The organism is Neisseria sp. KEM232 (genome assembly GCF_002237445.1).
Classification (GTDB): domain Bacteria; phylum Pseudomonadota; class Gammaproteobacteria; order Burkholderiales; family Neisseriaceae; genus Neisseria.
In genome coordinates this window covers 227,029-240,994 of sequence record NZ_CP022527.1, presented here as the reverse complement: position 1 = coordinate 240,994, position 13,966 = coordinate 227,029, and the positions used below count along the sequence as shown (strand labels likewise).

17 protein-coding genes and 2 tRNA genes are annotated in these 13,966 nt (G+C 58.7%); 10 read left to right on the top strand and 9 right to left on the bottom strand.

The window, feature by feature from the left end; translation table 11 throughout:
• The first annotated feature begins 3 nt into the window (after positions 1-3).
• The 3 genes from CGZ77_RS01085 to CGZ77_RS01075 all read left to right on the top strand — a co-directional run bounded on the left by CGZ77_RS01085 (position 4) and on the right by CGZ77_RS01075 (position 2,616).
• Positions 4-450, top strand: coding sequence for a biopolymer transporter ExbD (locus tag CGZ77_RS01085; protein ID WP_009426005.1), 447 nt, complete (start codon positions 4-6; stop codon positions 448-450).
• Between the two features lie 198 nt (positions 451-648).
• Positions 649-1,941, top strand: coding sequence for a histidinol dehydrogenase (gene hisD / locus CGZ77_RS01080; protein ID WP_009426007.1), 1,293 nt, complete (start codon positions 649-651; stop codon positions 1,939-1,941).
• An 84-nt stretch (positions 1,942-2,025) separates the two neighbouring features.
• A complete protein-coding gene (locus tag CGZ77_RS01075; RefSeq protein WP_157058122.1) occupies positions 2,026-2,616 on the top strand; it encodes a hypothetical protein in 591 nt (196 codons plus the stop codon).
• An 81-nt stretch (positions 2,617-2,697) separates the two neighbouring features.
• Here CGZ77_RS01075 and CGZ77_RS01070 read toward each other — a convergent pair whose 3' ends face one another.
• Both CGZ77_RS01070 and CGZ77_RS01065 read right to left on the bottom strand, forming a co-directional pair.
• Positions 2,698-2,988: a hypothetical protein gene (locus tag CGZ77_RS01070; protein WP_036496002.1), complete on the bottom strand. Its 291-nt coding sequence runs from the start codon at positions 2,986-2,988 to the stop codon at positions 2,698-2,700.
• A 147-nt stretch (positions 2,989-3,135) separates the two neighbouring features.
• Positions 3,136-3,351 (bottom strand): hypothetical protein, encoded by a 216-nt coding sequence (locus tag CGZ77_RS01065; RefSeq protein ID WP_009426011.1) that lies wholly within the window; start codon positions 3,349-3,351, stop codon positions 3,136-3,138.
• 161 nt (positions 3,352-3,512) lie between these two features.
• Between CGZ77_RS01065 and CGZ77_RS12370 the strand changes: the two genes are divergently transcribed.
• Positions 3,513-3,620, top strand: a complete 108-nt coding sequence (locus tag CGZ77_RS12370; RefSeq protein WP_232304381.1) for a helix-turn-helix domain-containing protein — start codon at positions 3,513-3,515, stop codon at positions 3,618-3,620.
• 103 nt (positions 3,621-3,723) lie between these two features.
• The gene (locus tag CGZ77_RS12365) at positions 3,724-3,909 is read left to right on the top strand and encodes a hypothetical protein (RefSeq protein ID WP_009426013.1); all 186 of its coding nucleotides are present in this window, start codon (positions 3,724-3,726) and stop codon (positions 3,907-3,909) included.
• Positions 3,910-4,015: 106 nt separating this feature from the next.
• Here the strand turns inward: CGZ77_RS12365 and guaB are convergent, their stop codons facing one another.
• Entirely contained in the window at positions 4,016-5,479 is a 1,464-nt protein-coding gene (gene guaB / locus CGZ77_RS01055; RefSeq protein ID WP_009426014.1) for an IMP dehydrogenase, read from the bottom strand.
• Between the two features lie 165 nt (positions 5,480-5,644).
• On the opposite strand from guaB, the gene CGZ77_RS01050 reads away from it, so the two are divergent.
• Positions 5,645-6,118 carry a DUF4124 domain-containing protein gene (locus tag CGZ77_RS01050; RefSeq protein ID WP_009426016.1) on the top strand — a complete coding sequence of 158 codons (474 nt, stop codon included), beginning with the start codon at positions 5,645-5,647 and terminating at the stop codon, positions 6,116-6,118.
• Between the two features lie 130 nt (positions 6,119-6,248).
• Here CGZ77_RS01050 and CGZ77_RS01045 read toward each other — a convergent pair whose 3' ends face one another.
• Positions 6,249-7,634, bottom strand: a complete 1,386-nt coding sequence (locus CGZ77_RS01045) for a 3'-5' exonuclease (RefSeq protein WP_009426017.1) — start codon at positions 7,632-7,634, stop codon at positions 6,249-6,251.
• 113 nt (positions 7,635-7,747) lie between these two features.
• Between CGZ77_RS01045 and CGZ77_RS01040 the strand changes: the two genes are divergently transcribed.
• Together CGZ77_RS01040 and CGZ77_RS01035 are read left to right on the top strand one after the other, a co-directional pair.
• A tRNA-Arg gene (locus tag CGZ77_RS01040) sits at positions 7,748-7,824 on the top strand.
• 10 nt (positions 7,825-7,834) lie between these two features.
• A tRNA-Glu gene (locus tag CGZ77_RS01035) sits at positions 7,835-7,909 on the top strand.
• Between the two features lie 224 nt (positions 7,910-8,133).
• Here the strand turns inward: CGZ77_RS01035 and CGZ77_RS01030 are convergent.
• From CGZ77_RS01030 to CGZ77_RS01020, 3 genes are all read right to left on the bottom strand, one after another.
• Positions 8,134-8,553 carry a hypothetical protein gene (locus CGZ77_RS01030; protein ID WP_009426018.1) on the bottom strand — a complete coding sequence of 140 codons (420 nt, stop codon included), beginning with the start codon at positions 8,551-8,553 and terminating at the stop codon, positions 8,134-8,136.
• Positions 8,547-8,933: a hypothetical protein gene (locus tag CGZ77_RS01025; protein ID WP_009426019.1), complete on the bottom strand. Its 387-nt coding sequence runs from the start codon at positions 8,931-8,933 to the stop codon at positions 8,547-8,549. Before CGZ77_RS01025 ends, CGZ77_RS01030 begins: the two co-directional genes overlap by 7 nt.
• A 212-nt stretch (positions 8,934-9,145) precedes the next feature.
• Complete coding sequence (locus tag CGZ77_RS01020) at positions 9,146-10,105, bottom strand: acetyl-CoA carboxylase carboxyltransferase subunit alpha (RefSeq protein ID WP_009426021.1); 960 nt, start codon at positions 10,103-10,105, stop codon at positions 9,146-9,148.
• 197 nt (positions 10,106-10,302) lie between these two features.
• On the opposite strand from CGZ77_RS01020, the gene CGZ77_RS01015 reads away from it, so the two are divergent.
• The gene (locus tag CGZ77_RS01015) at positions 10,303-10,695 is read left to right on the top strand and encodes an RNA-binding S4 domain-containing protein (RefSeq protein WP_009426022.1); all 393 of its coding nucleotides are present in this window, start codon (positions 10,303-10,305) and stop codon (positions 10,693-10,695) included.
• A gap of 229 nt (positions 10,696-10,924) precedes the next feature.
• Complete coding sequence (locus CGZ77_RS01010; protein ID WP_036496006.1) at positions 10,925-11,767, top strand: neutral zinc metallopeptidase; 843 nt, start codon at positions 10,925-10,927, stop codon at positions 11,765-11,767.
• A 217-nt stretch (positions 11,768-11,984) separates the two neighbouring features.
• Here the strand turns inward: CGZ77_RS01010 and CGZ77_RS11885 are convergent, their stop codons facing one another.
• Positions 11,985-12,182 (bottom strand): hypothetical protein, encoded by a 198-nt coding sequence (locus tag CGZ77_RS11885; RefSeq protein ID WP_157058123.1) that lies wholly within the window; start codon positions 12,180-12,182, stop codon positions 11,985-11,987.
• Positions 12,183-12,287: 105 nt separating this feature from the next.
• Positions 12,288-13,850 carry a TerC family protein gene (locus tag CGZ77_RS01005; protein ID WP_009426025.1) on the bottom strand — a complete coding sequence of 521 codons (1,563 nt, stop codon included), beginning with the start codon at positions 13,848-13,850 and terminating at the stop codon, positions 12,288-12,290.
• Positions 13,851-13,966: the final 116 nt, after the last annotated feature.

Here is a 13,966-nt window from a genome sequence, read left to right as displayed (position 1 = left end):
GCCATGTCCTTTTCGATGAACGACGGCGACGACGACGCACCGGTAAGCGACATCAACGTCACCCCGCTGGTAGACGTGATGCTGGTGCTGCTGATCGTGTTTATGATCACCATGCCCGTGCTCACCCATTCCATCCAAATCCAGCTGCCGACTGCTTCCGTGGACGCGCAGTCGGAAGAAGAACAGAAGCCGAAAGAACCGATGTGGCTGTCGGTGGACGACAGCGGCCAATATTTCATCGACCGCAGCAGCACGCCCACAGCCAAGGAAAACCTCGCTTCCGCCTTTGCCGAAGCCGTGGCGCGCAACCCCGACGTCGTGCTGGCGGTAGACGCCTCGAAAGACGTCGATTACGGCACGGTGATCCAAGCTATCGACATGGCCAAAGAAGCCAAAATCAAAAAAATCGGCTTCAACACCGAAATCAAAAGTGTTGCCCCGCCGCAGTAAACCGCCGCGAAAACAGCAAGGCCGTCTGAAAACTCCGCCCCGACAGGGCAGGCATTTTCAGACGGCCTTTTCCTTGCTGCCCGCCCCGCTCGTTGCCCGCACCATGCGGCAGATGATATAAACACGGCTTTCAGACGGCCTCTTTCATGCAGACAAAAGGCCGTCTGAAAGCCGCCATCACATCCCACGGAACGCACCATGAAAAAACTCACCACCGCCTCGCCAAACTTCCGCAGCGAACTGGACAAACTGCTCGCCTTCGAAACCGCGCAAAACCCCGAAACCGAACGCATCGTGGCCGACATCTGCAACGACGTCCGCCGCCGTGGCGACGCAGCCCTTATCGAATACACCAACCGCTTCGATGGCACATCCGCGCACAGCATCGCCGATCTCACCCTGAGCCAGAGCGAACTCAAAGCCGCTTTCGATCGCTTGGACGCCGACATACAAGCCGCTCTGCAAACCGCCGCCGAGCGCGTTGAAAGTTACCACCGCCGTCAAAAACTCGAATCGTGGAGCTACACCGACGAAGACGGCACCCTGCTCGGCCAACAGATCACCCCCCTCGACCGTGTCGGAATCTACGTTCCCGGCGGCAAAGCGGCCTATCCCAGCTCCGTCATCATGAACGCCATACCTGCCCACGTTGCCGGCGTCGGCGAAATCATCATGGTCGTCCCCACCCCCAAGGGCGAGCGCAACGACATCGTGCTGGCCGCCGCCTACGTTGCCGGCGTCACCCGCGCCTACACCGTCGGCGGCGCGCAGGCCGTTGCCGCACTCGCCTACGGCACACAAAGCATCCCCCAAGTCGACAAAATCACCGGCCCGGGCAACGCCTACGTCGCCGCCGCCAAACGCCGCGTCTTCGGCGTCGTCGGCATCGACATGGTGGCCGGCCCCTCAGAAATCCTCGTCATCGCCGACGGCAGCACCCCTGCCGACTGGGTGGCCATGGATCTCTTCAGTCAGGCAGAACACGACGAAATCGCCCAAGCCATACTGATTGCCACCTCGCAAAGCTACCTCGACGACGTTCAGACGGCCATGAACCGCCTGATAAACGACATGCCCCGCCGCGCCATCATCGAAGCCTCGCTGGGCGGCAGGGGTGCGATGATACTGGCGCGCGACTTGGACGAAGCCTGCGAAATCGCCAACCACATCGCCCCCGAACACCTCGAACTCTCCGTCGAAAACCCCGAACGCTGGGCGGAAAAAATCCGCCACGCGGGTGCAATCTTTATGGGACGCTACACCAGCGAAAGCCTCGGCGACTACTGCGCCGGCCCCAACCATGTCCTGCCCACCAGCCGCACCGCCCGTTTTTCCTCGCCGCTGGGCACCTACGACTTCCAAAAACGCTCCAGCCTTATCCGCGTCTCCGAACAGGGCGCGCAGACGCTGGGCAAAACCGCCAGCCTGCTCGCCCACGGCGAAAGCCTCACCGCCCACGCCCGCGCCGCCGAAATGCGCCTGCGCGATTGACGTTTGTGCCGCAGCAAAGCAAAAAGGCCGTCTGAAAACCCGAATCAGGGTTTTCAGACGGCCTCTGCTGTGAAGGTAGAGTATGTGGCACAACCACGCACGCGGTTTGTGGAATTTTTTGGAAAATCTTCTGATAAAAAACAAAGACCGCGTGCGTTGCTTCGAGGCGGCGCCATTGTGGCAGACATCGGTTTCGGCAATAACCTGTACTTCCGTGCCGTCCTGCAATTCGGTAACCACCACCGACTGCGCCGAAGGCGAACCGCGCAGGTTCAGTGCGCCGTAGCCCGACTCGCTGATCACTACCGCCTGATAACGTGCAAGCTTCTCCACAGGTTTTTTCTTCAACGCCTCCTGCTTGGATTTTTCCGCTTCCTGTTTGGCCTGTTCTTCCTGCGCCTGCTTTTGCTCTTCCGCCTCAAATGCCTGCCTCAGTTCCATGTCCGCTTGCGCTTGGCGGTAGATTTCATCTTCCCGCTGCTGCTGTCTGACTTCCTGTTCTTCCAGCTTCGCTTTTTCGGCGCGTTCGGCTTCCTGTTTCTGCTGCTGCGCCAGCTGCTCTTTCAATGCGGCCAGCTCTTTTTTCGTTTCGTCGTCGCCTTGCTGCAAAGGGCAGCCCGCCAGCAGGAACACAGCGGCAGCAAGGGGGATCAGTTTTTTGTTTGTCATGGGTAACTCGCTTTTCAATGTGTTTGGTTTTGTGGAAAGAGATCGTCTGAAACGGATTTGTAAGGTTTTTCAGACGATCTGAGAGGGCTATCTTTTGCAAATAACGCTTTCGCCTTTAATGTCGACGACGTATTCCGGCTTGCACACCAGTTTTGCATCCGGCAGCTTCATATTAGTTACACTGATCTCGTACTGCCAGCGACGGGTGGGAAAATTGTTTCCCTGAAAGTCGTCTTCCCGCGCCGGGGCGTATTTGTCTGCCACTACCCTGATGCGGCTGCCATCAAGAACTTTTATGGATTGGATAAAACGATTGTTCAATGCTTTGGACTGATCTTCATAATCCTGATTCGGATTGATTCCGTTGGCTCTGTCCATTTTGTCGAAGAGATTTTTATCGGTAACGGTAAAACGGTTTCCCGTTTGCACCACCCGCGCTAGACCGTAGTAATTCGTGCCCGAACCGCCCGAACATCTTGTTTCTCCTGTATCGGGGTCTTTAAAGTAATCTGGGGCACTTGTTTCCTATAGCACCAAATAAACCGGCTGCGGCAGTTCCGACTGCACCATGATTTTTTCAAAACCGGCATCACAGGCTTCCGCTCTTGCTGCTTTTATGGCGGCTCTTACTGCCTGTTTTTTCTCCTCCGTCGTCGGTTCTGCCTGCGCTATGTTTGCCGCGATTAACGCGGAGGCAGCCAGCAATACGGCAAAGGCGCGCGCCGAAAAAATGTTTTTCATTTGTTGTTCTTGGTAAGAGTTTACAATCGAATGTGAACCGATCTGGCGGGCTGCGACCAAACCGTCTAAAATCCGCTGCCATCGGTTAAATAATTGTAAACGCCGTTTACATTATGCTGCCAGCAGCAAAAAGTGGAGCGGTACACACGAAAAGTGTTGTTATGAAAATCTACGAGAAAATCCGCGCGCTGCGCGAAGAGCGGCAGTGGTCGCAGGAGGAGCTGGCCGTGCGGCTGGGATTGTCGGCCAACGGCTACGCTAAAAATTGAACGCGGCGAAACGCGCCTGAACCTGCCGCATCTGGAACAGATCGCCGAAATCTTTGACACCGACATCCTCAACCTGATCGCGCAGGAAGACGGGCGGTACAGCATGTCCGTCAACAACATTTCATCCGATAACTACCAAAACATCTACGACAGCCAAATCCAAATGGCTGCCGAAATCGACAAGCTGCAACTGATGCAGAAACACCAAGCGGAAATGCTGGCGCAGAAAGACCGCGAGCTGGGAGCCTTACAGGAAATCATCCGCCTGATGCGCGAGCGGCAGGCTTAAGCCCGCGGCAAAGCAAAAAGGCCGTCTGAAAGCGCAGCTTCAACGGAGTTAAAACCCGTTTTACGTTTTCAGACGGCCTTGCATCACGTCAAATCGGTATCGCCAATCAGCGGTGGTAATTCGGCGCTTCTTTGGTGATTTGTACGTCGTGGACGTGCGATTCGCTCATGCCTGCGGAAGTGATTTCGACAAACTCGGCTTTTTCGTGCATATCGCGGATGGTGGCGCAGCCGAGGTAGCCCATGCTGGAGCGCAGGCCGCCGGTGAGCTGGTGGATGATGTTGACAATCGGGCCTTTGTAGGGCACGCGGCCTTCGATGCCTTCGGGCACGTATTTGTCTGCGCTTTCCTGTTTGTCTTGGAAGTAGCGGTCGTTCGAGCCTTGGCTCATTGCGCCGAGCGAACCCATGCCGCGATAGGATTTGTAGGAGCGGCCTTGGTAGAGTTCGATTTCGCCGGGGGCTTCTTCCGTGCCTGCAAACATACCGCCGAGCATCACGCTGGACGCGCCTGCGGCAAGGGCTTTAGCCACGTCGCCGGAGAAGCGGATGCCGCCGTCGGCAATCAGCGGTACGCCTGTGCCTTTGAGGGCTTCGGCAACATTGTGGATGGCGGTAAGCTGCGGTACGCCCACGCCGGCAACGATGCGGGTGGTGCAGATGGAGCCGGGACCGATGCCCACTTTCACTGCATCTGCGCCTGCGGCAACCAAGTCCAGCGCGGCTTTGGCGGTGGCGATGTTGCCGCCGATAACCTGCACGCCGGGGAAGTTTTCTTTAACCCATTTCACGCGGTCGAGCACGCCCTGGCTGTGGCCGTGTGCGGTATCGACGACGATAACGTCTGCGCCTGCCGCTACCAGTGCGCGTACGCGCTCTTCGGTATCCGCGCCCGTGCCGACGGCCGCACCCACGCGCAGACGGCCTTCGGAATCTTTGTTGGCATTGGGAAATTCGGTGGTTTTGATGATGTCTTTAACGGTAATCAGGCCTTTGAGTTCGTCGTCGGCATTGAGTACCAAAACGCGCTCGACTTTATGGGTGTGCATTAGTTCGCGCGCTTCGTCGATGCTGGTGCCTTCGGCCACGGTAACGAGGCGTTCGCGCGGGGTCATGATGGCGGACACGGGCAAATCGAGGCGGTTTTCAAAGCGCAGGTCGCGGTTGGTTACGATGCCGACCACTTTGCCGTCTTTGACAACGGGCAGGCCGGACATTTTGCGTTTGCGTTGGGCGCGCAGTTCCAGCAGTTCGCCGATTAACACGTCGGGCGCAACGGTAACGGGGTCTTTAACGATGCCGCTTTCGTGGCGTTTGACTTTTTCCACCGCTCTGGCCTGCTGTTCGGGTGTCATGTTTTTATGGATGATGCCGATGCCGCCTTCCTGCGCCATCGAAATGGCCAAGCGGGCTTCGGTTACGGTGTCCATGGCGGCGGAGAGGAGGGGGAGGTTGAGCGAGATGTCGCGGGTGAGCTGCGTTTTGAGGGAAACGTCGCGCGGCAGCACTTGGGAATGTGCGGGAACGAGCAGGACGTCGTCGAAGGTGTAGGCTTTTTCTACGATACGCATGATGCTTTAACTTTCAGTTTGTGCAAGATGCACGGCATTGTATCAAATTTGCCGCGCCCGCCCCAAACAGTTTGGCGGCAAAACGGGCGATAACATGACGGCATAGGGATAAATGCGGTACAATCCGCGCCATTCCGAATAACGAACATAGAAGAGAGTTGAACGATGCACATTACCCGTATTGCAAAAGCATTGGTTTTGGGCGGCCTGCTGGTGTCCGGCAGTTTGTATGCGGCTGGTTCTGAGGTATACCGCTGGAAAGACGGCAAAGGCAACGTCTATTCCGACGTGCCGCGCGGCCTCAAACCCACCCAGTCCACCATCATCAACATCCGCACCCACAAAGTCACCCCGCCTGCCAGCGCCACCACGCAGCCCGCCTCCGTCACCACAGTGGGCGATCCCAACGCCGCGCCGTCGCTGGCCGACCAGCAGAGTGCGCTGAACGCCAAGCTGGCCGAGCAGAACAAAGAAGCGGAAAAACGCAACAAAGAAATCGAAGAGCAGAACAAACAGACCGCCGAGGCCAACTGCAAAACCGCGCAGATGAACCTGTCCTACGCGCAAAGCGCCCGCACCGACAAACGCGAAGCGCTGATTGAACGCTTCAACCAAGACGTTTCCAAATACTGCAAATAAACCAGCCGTATCCGCTTGAAGGCCGTCTGAAAATATTTTTCAGACGGCCTTTTGTTGTGGCTGATACAGCCGGTTTCGCAGCCGATGCCCCCGCCTTGCCAAGCGGCTTTCGCCAAAAGCACCGCGCCGCCTAAGCCAGCACCTTAACCGTATGCCGCTCCTTACGCAGCTTTTCTTTCAGCACCGCAGGCAGCGAACGGTCGAAATACCACAGCCCGTCGGGCATCAGCAGCGCGCCGCCCGAGCAGGAAAACGACAGGCTACCCAGCGCCTCGTCCGTTTCCGTGATTTCCAGCGTGTGCGCCTTGCCCCAGTCCGCCACCGGCAGCAGAGCCGCAGCATCGGCCGTTTTGCGGTTGTGCGCATTCAGGCCGTCTGAAGACGCGCATTCGCCGCCGCAGCCGCCGCAAGCGGCCACAGGGCAGGGCGCGTTTTTGGCGAAGGTAGGCGGCAGAATATCGAGCAGCGCGGGGCACAAACCCTGCTCGCGCGCCCATGTGTCCAGCGCCCGTTTTGCCGCTTTCTTGTGCAGGAACAGGCCGTTGGGCTTTTCTGCCGACAGGCCGTCTGAAAGCCGCACCAGCCTTGCCTGCAAATGCCCGCGCTCATTGCTGCGCAGCCGCACGGTCAGATATTCCTGATCCGCCGCGTTTTCAGACGGCCTGAAACCGTATTCCGCCGCTGTTTGCGCTTTCAGCATCAGCGCGTGCAGCGCGCCTGCTGCGGGCAGGAAACGGATTTCCGCCGCCGCGCGCAAAGGTTTCTGTTTGTGCAGCAGCTCTGACGCTTCGGAAAACGTCTGCCGGTGCGCCGCCAGATGCAGCGGCTTGCCTGACGCATCAAGCCACAGCAGCACGCCGTGGCCGTCGGACAAAGCGTCAAGCTGCCGCTCCAGCGCATCGGACAAACCGGCCGGCGGCAGACGGGGACGCAGCAGCTTGCCGGCCTGCTGCGCCAGCGTTTCCCGTCCCAAATCCGCCGCTGCGGTTTCCAAATAGTCTGCCAGCGCCAGCACGTCGCTCATCGCGCGGTGGCGCGGCGCGGCGGCAATGCCGTGGCGCTCGATGATGCTCTCGAGGCTGTGCTTGAAAAACTGCGGGTAGAGGCGGCGCGAAAGCTGCACCGTGCACAGCGTCGGCACGGCAAAATGCAGGCCGCAGCGGGCGAACTCGCGGCGCAGAAAGGTGTAGTCGAATTTGCTGTTGTGCGCCAGCAGCACGCAGCCGCGCAGTAGCAGCAAGAGTTCGCCTGCCAGCGCGGCAAACGGCGGCGCGCCGGCCACCATACCGTCGTCGATGCCCGTCAGCGCGGCGATAAAGGCGGGGATGCCGCGCTGCGGATTGACCAGATGCGTATAGCGCGTCACGCCGCCGTCGTCGAAACGCAGCAGGGCGATTTCGGTGACGCGGTCGCTGTCGGGATTGCCGCCCGTGGTTTCCAAATCGATCACCACCGCAGGCTGCCCGAATGCCGTCAAAAACTCTGCCAAAGCGCGCCAGCGCAAAGAATCCGTCATTAAAATTCCGTTACCGTTCAAGAAAAAGGCGGCATTTTACCGCCGTGGCGGAAAATTTTCAGCAAGAATGCTTGACAGCCCTAATGCCGACCCATATAATCTGAATCTTTCTCGCACCCGTAGCTCAGTTGGATAGAGTATCTGGCTACGAACCAGAGGGTCGGGCGTTCGAATCGCTCCGGGTGCGCCAGAAAAACTACGCGCCCATCGTCTAGCGGTTAGGACATCGCCCTTTCACGGCGGTAACCGGGGTTCGATTCCCCGTGGGCGTGCCAGCATTCCGAAAGCCCTGCAAGAAATTGCAGGGCTTTCTTTTTGTTGTCCGGCAAGCGCGCCGTTTGCTTTGGCAGAGGCCGTCTGAAAACCGAAAAGGCTTTCAAACGGCCTGTGATATGGCGGATCGCCTGCGGTTTGGTTTATTTGATTCCTTTGTTCGGACGGTATCCGGGTTGCGCGTTATCGGTTTTGGCGGCTGTTTTCAGACGGCCTCAGTGCTGCCCTACAGGCAGACGAATATCAATGCCGGGGCGGCGGAGTGGAGCAGGCTGTCGCGTGCGGCGGCATCAAGATGGAAATGGTCGCCCGCCTGTGCGCCGCTGTCGAAAAAATATTCCAAGGCGGCAATGAGTTTGGCGTAGGCGGCATCGCCGGTGAGGCAGATGGTGTCGCCTGAGTCGCTGATGCCGACAGACAGCAGCCCGCCGCTTGCATCGGCGCAGATCAGTTGCAAAAAGGCAAACGGGCGCGGCAGGGCGGCATCGGGGTCGGCGGGCAGCGGCAGGCGGATGCTGCGGTTTTGCGCCATCAGTCGGGCAAGTGCGGCGGAGGCGGCGGCATCGGCGGCAAATTCGATTCTGCGTCCGTCCTTGTCGCCGCTGATGAAGACGGCGGGGGTTTCGTGCGTGGTGGTGTTTAACACGGCGGGATTTCTTCGTAGTCTTCGGGGTTCCCAACCAGCGGTTCTTCGCCGTCGAACAGGTCGTACCAGATTTGCCGGAAGAGTTCGCGGACGGGCATCTGCGGCGGGACGGCAACGACGGATTCGTAGGGAAACGCGTCCGCCAAGTCGCTTTCCGGCCAGAAGTTCAGTCCGTAGCGCAGGCTTTCTTTGACGCGGAATTGTTCGGACGGGGTCAAGCTGCGGTAATGCGGGGCGATGTAATCGGCAACCATGCTGCGGATGCTGCTGCGGTTGGTAAGGTCCAGGCCGCCGTAGTCGGGCAGGGTGTCGTCGCAGCCTTCGTTGAGGCAGACAAGCAGCAGGCCGAGGTATTGTTTGCCGGTTTTCTTTTTCTTCATTTGCTGTTTTGTCTGTTTGAGGCCGTCTGAAAGCGCGGTTTCGGCTTGGGAAAAATCCGTTTTCAGACGGCCTCAATGTTTGGTTTTGCCCGCGCTGCTGCCCGCTGCAAAGGCGGGGCAGGATGGGGGATAGGGTGTTTGCGGAAAGTTTTTTAACGGTAAAACGAAAAAGGCCGTCTGAAAAACGCTTTCAGACGGCCTTTGCCATGTGTTTATTTTTCGACGAACCGGCCGTAGGCCATGATGCGGCCGAAGCGGCGTTCGAGCAGATCGGCCTGTGGCATGTCCTGCGCGGCGCGGAGCTGGTCAGTGAGCACTTCGCGCACGTTGTTCATCAGTTCGTCGTAGTTGCGGTGTGCGCCGCCCAGCGGTTCGTCGATGACTTTGTCGATCAGGCCGAGTTTGAGCAGGCGGTCGGCGGTGATGCCCAGCGCGGCGGCGGCATCGGCGGCTTTTTCGGCGGTTTTCCACAGGATGGAGGCGCAGCCTTCGGGGGAAATCACGGAATAGGTGGAATATTGCAGCATGTTGACATAGTCGCCGACGGCAATCGCCAGCGCGCCGCCGGAGCCGCCTTCGCCGATGATGGTGCAGATGACGGGGGTTTTGAGCTTGGTCAGTTCGTAGAGGTTGCGGCCGATGGCTTCGGACTGGTTGCGCTCTTCCGCGCCGATGCCGGGATAGGCGCCGGGGGTGTCGACGAAGGTGAGCACGGGCAGGCGGAATTTTTCGGCCAGACGCATCAGGCGCAGGGCTTTGCGGTAGCCTTCGGGGCGCGGCATGCCGAAGTTGCGGCGGATTTTTTCTTTGGTGTCGCGGCCTTTCTGGTGGCCGATAACGACGACGCTTTGGCCGTTAAAACGCGCCAGGCCGCCGACGATGGCGTAGTCGTCGGCAAAATGACGGTCGCCGTGCAGCTCTTGGAAGTCGGTGCACAGGGCGGCGATGTAGTCGAGGGTGTAGGGGCGCTGCGGGTGGCGGGAAACCTGCGAGACCTGTGCGGGGGTGAGTTTGGCGTAGATGGATTTGGTCAGATCGCTGCTTTTTTTCTGCAAACGTTCGATTTCGTCGCTGATGTCCACGGCGGATTCGCCTTGGACGAAACGTAATTCTTCGATTTTTTTGGTCAGTTCGGCAATGGGCTGCTCGAAGTCAAGAAAGACGGGTTTCATATTCGGACGTTCTCACTTTTTAATCGGGTTTTCGCGCAATATCATACGCGGATGGCGCGCTTTTGCGAAACAAGGCGCGCAATTTACGCGATAAACGGTAGGCGGGCAAGCGCTATTTCATCCCCTTAGAGTTTTTATTCTGACGCATCCGCCGTGTTAAACTGCCGTCTTTTGCAGCGGGTAGGAAAGGGACGGAAATGGTGGCGGAAACCGCGATGCGTTTGGACAAATGGCTGTGGGCGGCGCGCTTTTTCAAAACCCGCGCGCTGGCGCAGAAGCATATCGAGCTGGGGCGCGTTTTGGTAAACGGCGCGAAGGTGAAAAACAGCAAAAACATTGCGGCGGGCGACGTTATCCGCCTGACGCTCAATTCGCTGCCCTACGAAATCACCGTGCTCGCCCTCAACCACCAGCGCCGCCCCGCGTCCGAAGCGCGCCTGCTCTACCGCGAAGACGAAAAAGTGGCGGCCGAACGCGAAGCGCAGAAGCTTCTCGACCAGGCCTCGCGCATCAGCACGGCCTATCCCGAAGGGCGGCCGACCAAGCGCGACCGCCGCCAAATCGAAAAACTCAAACGCGGGGAATGGTAGGCCGTCTGAAAAAACAACCGGCGTCATTCCCGCGCAGGCGGGAATCTTGGTCGATATCCGACAATTTTTGAAAAACGGTTTTAGGCCTTATCCGAAACAAGATTCCCGCCTGCGCGGGAATGACGGTATCCGCATATTTTCAGGCGTAAAAACGCAGAGGCCGTCTGAAAGCAAAGTTTCAACGAAGTTTAAAAACACTCTCCACATCTCAAATAAAGGAAACCACATCATGCGTTGGCAAGGCAGAGAACAAAGCAGCAATATCGAAGACCGTCGCGGGCAAAGCGGCGGCGGAGGAGGAGGCGGCATGGGCATCGTCGGCCTGATTGTCGTCCTCGTCGGCGCGTATTACGGCGTCGATTTGTCGGGCATCGTCGGCGGCTCGCCGCAACTGGGCATCGGCAGCACGCAGCAGACGCGCGTCAGCAGCCAGGAAGAAGCGCAACTGGCCGAATTGTCGGCCGTGGTGTTGGCCGATACGGAAAAAACCTGGAGCGAATATTTCGCGCGGCAAAACGCCAAATACAGCCCGACCACCCTTGTGTTCTACACCGGCGGCACGCGCACGGCCTGCGGCACGGGACAGGCGGCGATGGGGCCTTTCTATTGCCCGGCCGACAAAAAAGTCTATCTCGATTTGTCGTTTTACGAAGAAATGCGCAGCAAACTCGGCGCGGCGGGCGACACGGCCTTCGGCTATGTGATCGCCCACGAAGTCGGCCACCACGTGCAAAACCTGCTCGGCATCCTGCCGCAGGTGCACCAGATGCAGCAGCAGGCGGGCAAGGCAGAAGCCAACCGCTTGTCGGTGAAACTCGAATTGCAGGCCGACTGCTTCGCCGGCGTGTGGGCGAAATACGCGCAGCGGCAAAACCTACTTGAAGCGGGCGACATCGAAGAGGCGGTGAATGCCGCCGCCGCGGTCGGCGACGACACCCTGCAAAAGCGCAGTAGAGGCTACGCCGTGCCCGACAGCTTTACCCACGGCACGTCCGATCAGCGTATGTACTGGCTCAAACGCGGGCTGGAGAGCGGCGACATCAATCAGTGCAATACGTTTGAAGCGGGCTGACGGGCAATAGGATCAGGCCGTCTGAAAAAACTGTCTGCGTTTGCGGGCGGGCTTTTTCAGGCGGCCTTTTTGTGCTTGGCACATTCAGACGGCCTGAGGTTTTGTAAATCGTCCGCAAAGCGGCGGGGCAGCCTTTGCTGGCGGCCGAACCGCCCGGGCAGCGCGGTTTCTGCGTTTGTGTTCTGTAAAGGAGGGCGGTGGAAATTCTGTTTGACGGCTAAGGGATTTTGAGGCCGTCTGAAAGCGTATGGCGGCTTGGGTTGCGGCCAAGCTGTGCTTTCAGACGGCCTTCTTGTGTCGTGCGGGATGTGGAGGTGTTCTGTTTGTAAAGTTTTTGCAAAATGCCGGATTTGTCCGGTCGGCGCCATTCCCGCTGTACGGGAATGGAAGCGGCGCTTGTTTTATAGTGAGCCAACACAAAAATCTTAGGCGAATCAACACCGTAGTTTCTTGTGTTGTTCCTCTATATACAAAGCCTGAGGCCGTCTGAAATTTTCAGACGGCCTCAGGCTTTGCGTTTTTATTCTTCGTCGGGGATGCGGCTGATTTGCACGCGCTCGATGCGTTGGCCTTCTTTTTCCAATACGGTGAAGCGCCAGCCGTGGTAGTCGGTGCTTTCGCCGACTTCGGGCAGGTTTTCCAGCTCTTCCATAATCAGGCCGGCGACGGTGTGGAAGGGGGCGTCTTCTTCGGGCGGCGGCAGATTGAGCTGGGGGGCGAGTTCGACGTATTCAAGGCTGCCGTCGACGGTGAAGCTGTCGGTTTGGCCGTCAGCTTGGATAACGGCGTCTTCTTCGCGTTCGAATTCTTCGGGAAATTCGCCGGCGATGGTTTCGAGCAGGTCTTTCATGGTGACCATGCCGAGCACGGCGCCGAATTCGTCGACGACTAGGGCGTAGTCGGCGCTGCTGTTGCGGAAGAGTTCGATGGCGTTGAGGGCGGTGGTGCTGTCGGGCAGGACGAGCGGCTGGCGCAAGGCCGTCTGAATGTTGAGCTCGCCCGTGTCGAGCAGTTGGGCGAGCAGGTCTTTTTTGTTGATGTAACCCAAAGGTTCGTCGACGCCCGCTTTGCCGACGACGAGCAGGCGGGAGTAGGGCGTGGTTTGCAGGGTTTGGCGCTGCTCTTCCTTGCTTTGCGAGATGTCGAGACGCTCGATGTCGCGGCGGGGAATCATCACGCCGGGGATGGGGCGCTCAGCGAGGGTGAGCACGCTGCGTATCATGGATTTTTCGTTTTCTTCAAAGTGTTCGCTGTCTTCGCTGCCGCCTTCGCCGCCCGCCAGTATGCTTTCGCGGATGCCCATCATGCCCAACACGTTTTCGGCGGTGCGCTGGCGCCAGGAGCTGCCGGCGTAGTCGTTTTTCTTGGTGTTTTTCTGCGAAATCTGGTTGAAGATTTCGATGAGGACGGAAAAGCCGATGGCGGCGTAGAGGTAGCCTTTGGGGATTTGGAAGTGGAAGGCTTCGGCGATGAGGCTGAAGCCTATCATCAGCAGAAAACCGAGGCAGAGCATGACGACGGTGGGATGGCGGTCGACAAATTCGGTAAGCGCTTTGCTCGCCCACATCATGGCGGCCATGGCGACGACGACGGCGGCCATGGCGATGACGATGTGTTCGACCATGGCAACGGCGGTGATGACGGAGTCGATGGAGAAAACGGCGTCGAGGATGAGGATTTGCGCGACGACGCCCCAGAAGGGCGAGTGTTTTTTGTGGCTGTCGGAGACGGTGAAGTGGTTGGCGCCTTCGAGGCGCTCGTGCAGCTCGGTGGTGGCTTTGTAGAGGAGGAAGAGGCCGCCGGCGAGCATGATGAGGTCTTTGCCGGAAACGGGGTGGGCGCCCAGGTGCATGAAGGGGGAGGTGAGGGTCATGATGTGCGCCATAAAGGCGAGCATGACGATGCGCAGGAGGACGGCGAGCGACAGGCCGGTGATGCGGGCGCGGTCGCGCAGCTTGGGTTTGACTTTGTTCGCCAGTATGGCGACGAATACGAGATTGTCGATGCCGAGCACCACTTCGAGCAGCAGCAGGGTGGCGAAACCTATCCAGGTTTGCGGTTCGGCTAACCAGCTTAAATCCATTGTTGTCCGATTCCTTGCAAAGGCAACAGACGGCCCGAATGGTTCAGGTCGTCTGAAAAGGGCAGGCGCGGCGCCGACGGGGCGAATGCAGGCGGCGTTTGCCGGCGGCGCGGGAA

Excerpts from the sequence above, each read along its gene's own strand:
- CGZ77_RS01010 (WP_036496006.1), top strand. The coding sequence starts at position 10,925 with ATGCGTTGGCAAGGCAGAGAACAAAGCAGCAATATCGAAGACCGTCGC.
- guaB (WP_009426014.1), bottom strand. The coding sequence starts at position 5,479 with ATGCGTATCGTAGAAAAAGCCTACACCTTCGACGACGTCCTGCTCGTT.
- CGZ77_RS12370 (WP_232304381.1), top strand. The coding sequence starts at position 3,513 with ATGAAAATCTACGAGAAAATCCGCGCGCTGCGCGAAGAGCGGCAGTGG.
- CGZ77_RS01070 (WP_036496002.1), bottom strand. The coding sequence starts at position 2,988 with ATGGACAGAGCCAACGGAATCAATCCGAATCAGGATTATGAAGATCAG.
- hisD (WP_009426007.1), top strand. The coding sequence starts at position 649 with ATGAAAAAACTCACCACCGCCTCGCCAAACTTCCGCAGCGAACTGGAC.
- CGZ77_RS01050 (WP_009426016.1), top strand. The coding sequence starts at position 5,645 with ATGCACATTACCCGTATTGCAAAAGCATTGGTTTTGGGCGGCCTGCTG.
- CGZ77_RS01045 (WP_009426017.1), bottom strand. The coding sequence starts at position 7,634 with ATGACGGATTCTTTGCGCTGGCGCGCTTTGGCAGAGTTTTTGACGGCA.
- CGZ77_RS12365 (WP_009426013.1), top strand. The coding sequence starts at position 3,724 with ATGTCCGTCAACAACATTTCATCCGATAACTACCAAAACATCTACGAC.
- CGZ77_RS01020 (WP_009426021.1), bottom strand. The coding sequence starts at position 10,105 with ATGAAACCCGTCTTTCTTGACTTCGAGCAGCCCATTGCCGAACTGACC.
- CGZ77_RS01065 (WP_009426011.1), bottom strand. The coding sequence starts at position 3,351 with ATGAAAAACATTTTTTCGGCGCGCGCCTTTGCCGTATTGCTGGCTGCC.
- CGZ77_RS01025 (WP_009426019.1), bottom strand. The coding sequence starts at position 8,933 with ATGAAGAAAAAGAAAACCGGCAAACAATACCTCGGCCTGCTGCTTGTC.
- CGZ77_RS01005 (WP_009426025.1), bottom strand. The coding sequence starts at position 13,850 with ATGGATTTAAGCTGGTTAGCCGAACCGCAAACCTGGATAGGTTTCGCC.
- CGZ77_RS01015 (WP_009426022.1), top strand. The coding sequence starts at position 10,303 with ATGGTGGCGGAAACCGCGATGCGTTTGGACAAATGGCTGTGGGCGGCG.
- CGZ77_RS01085 (WP_009426005.1), top strand. The coding sequence starts at position 4 with ATGTCCTTTTCGATGAACGACGGCGACGACGACGCACCGGTAAGCGAC.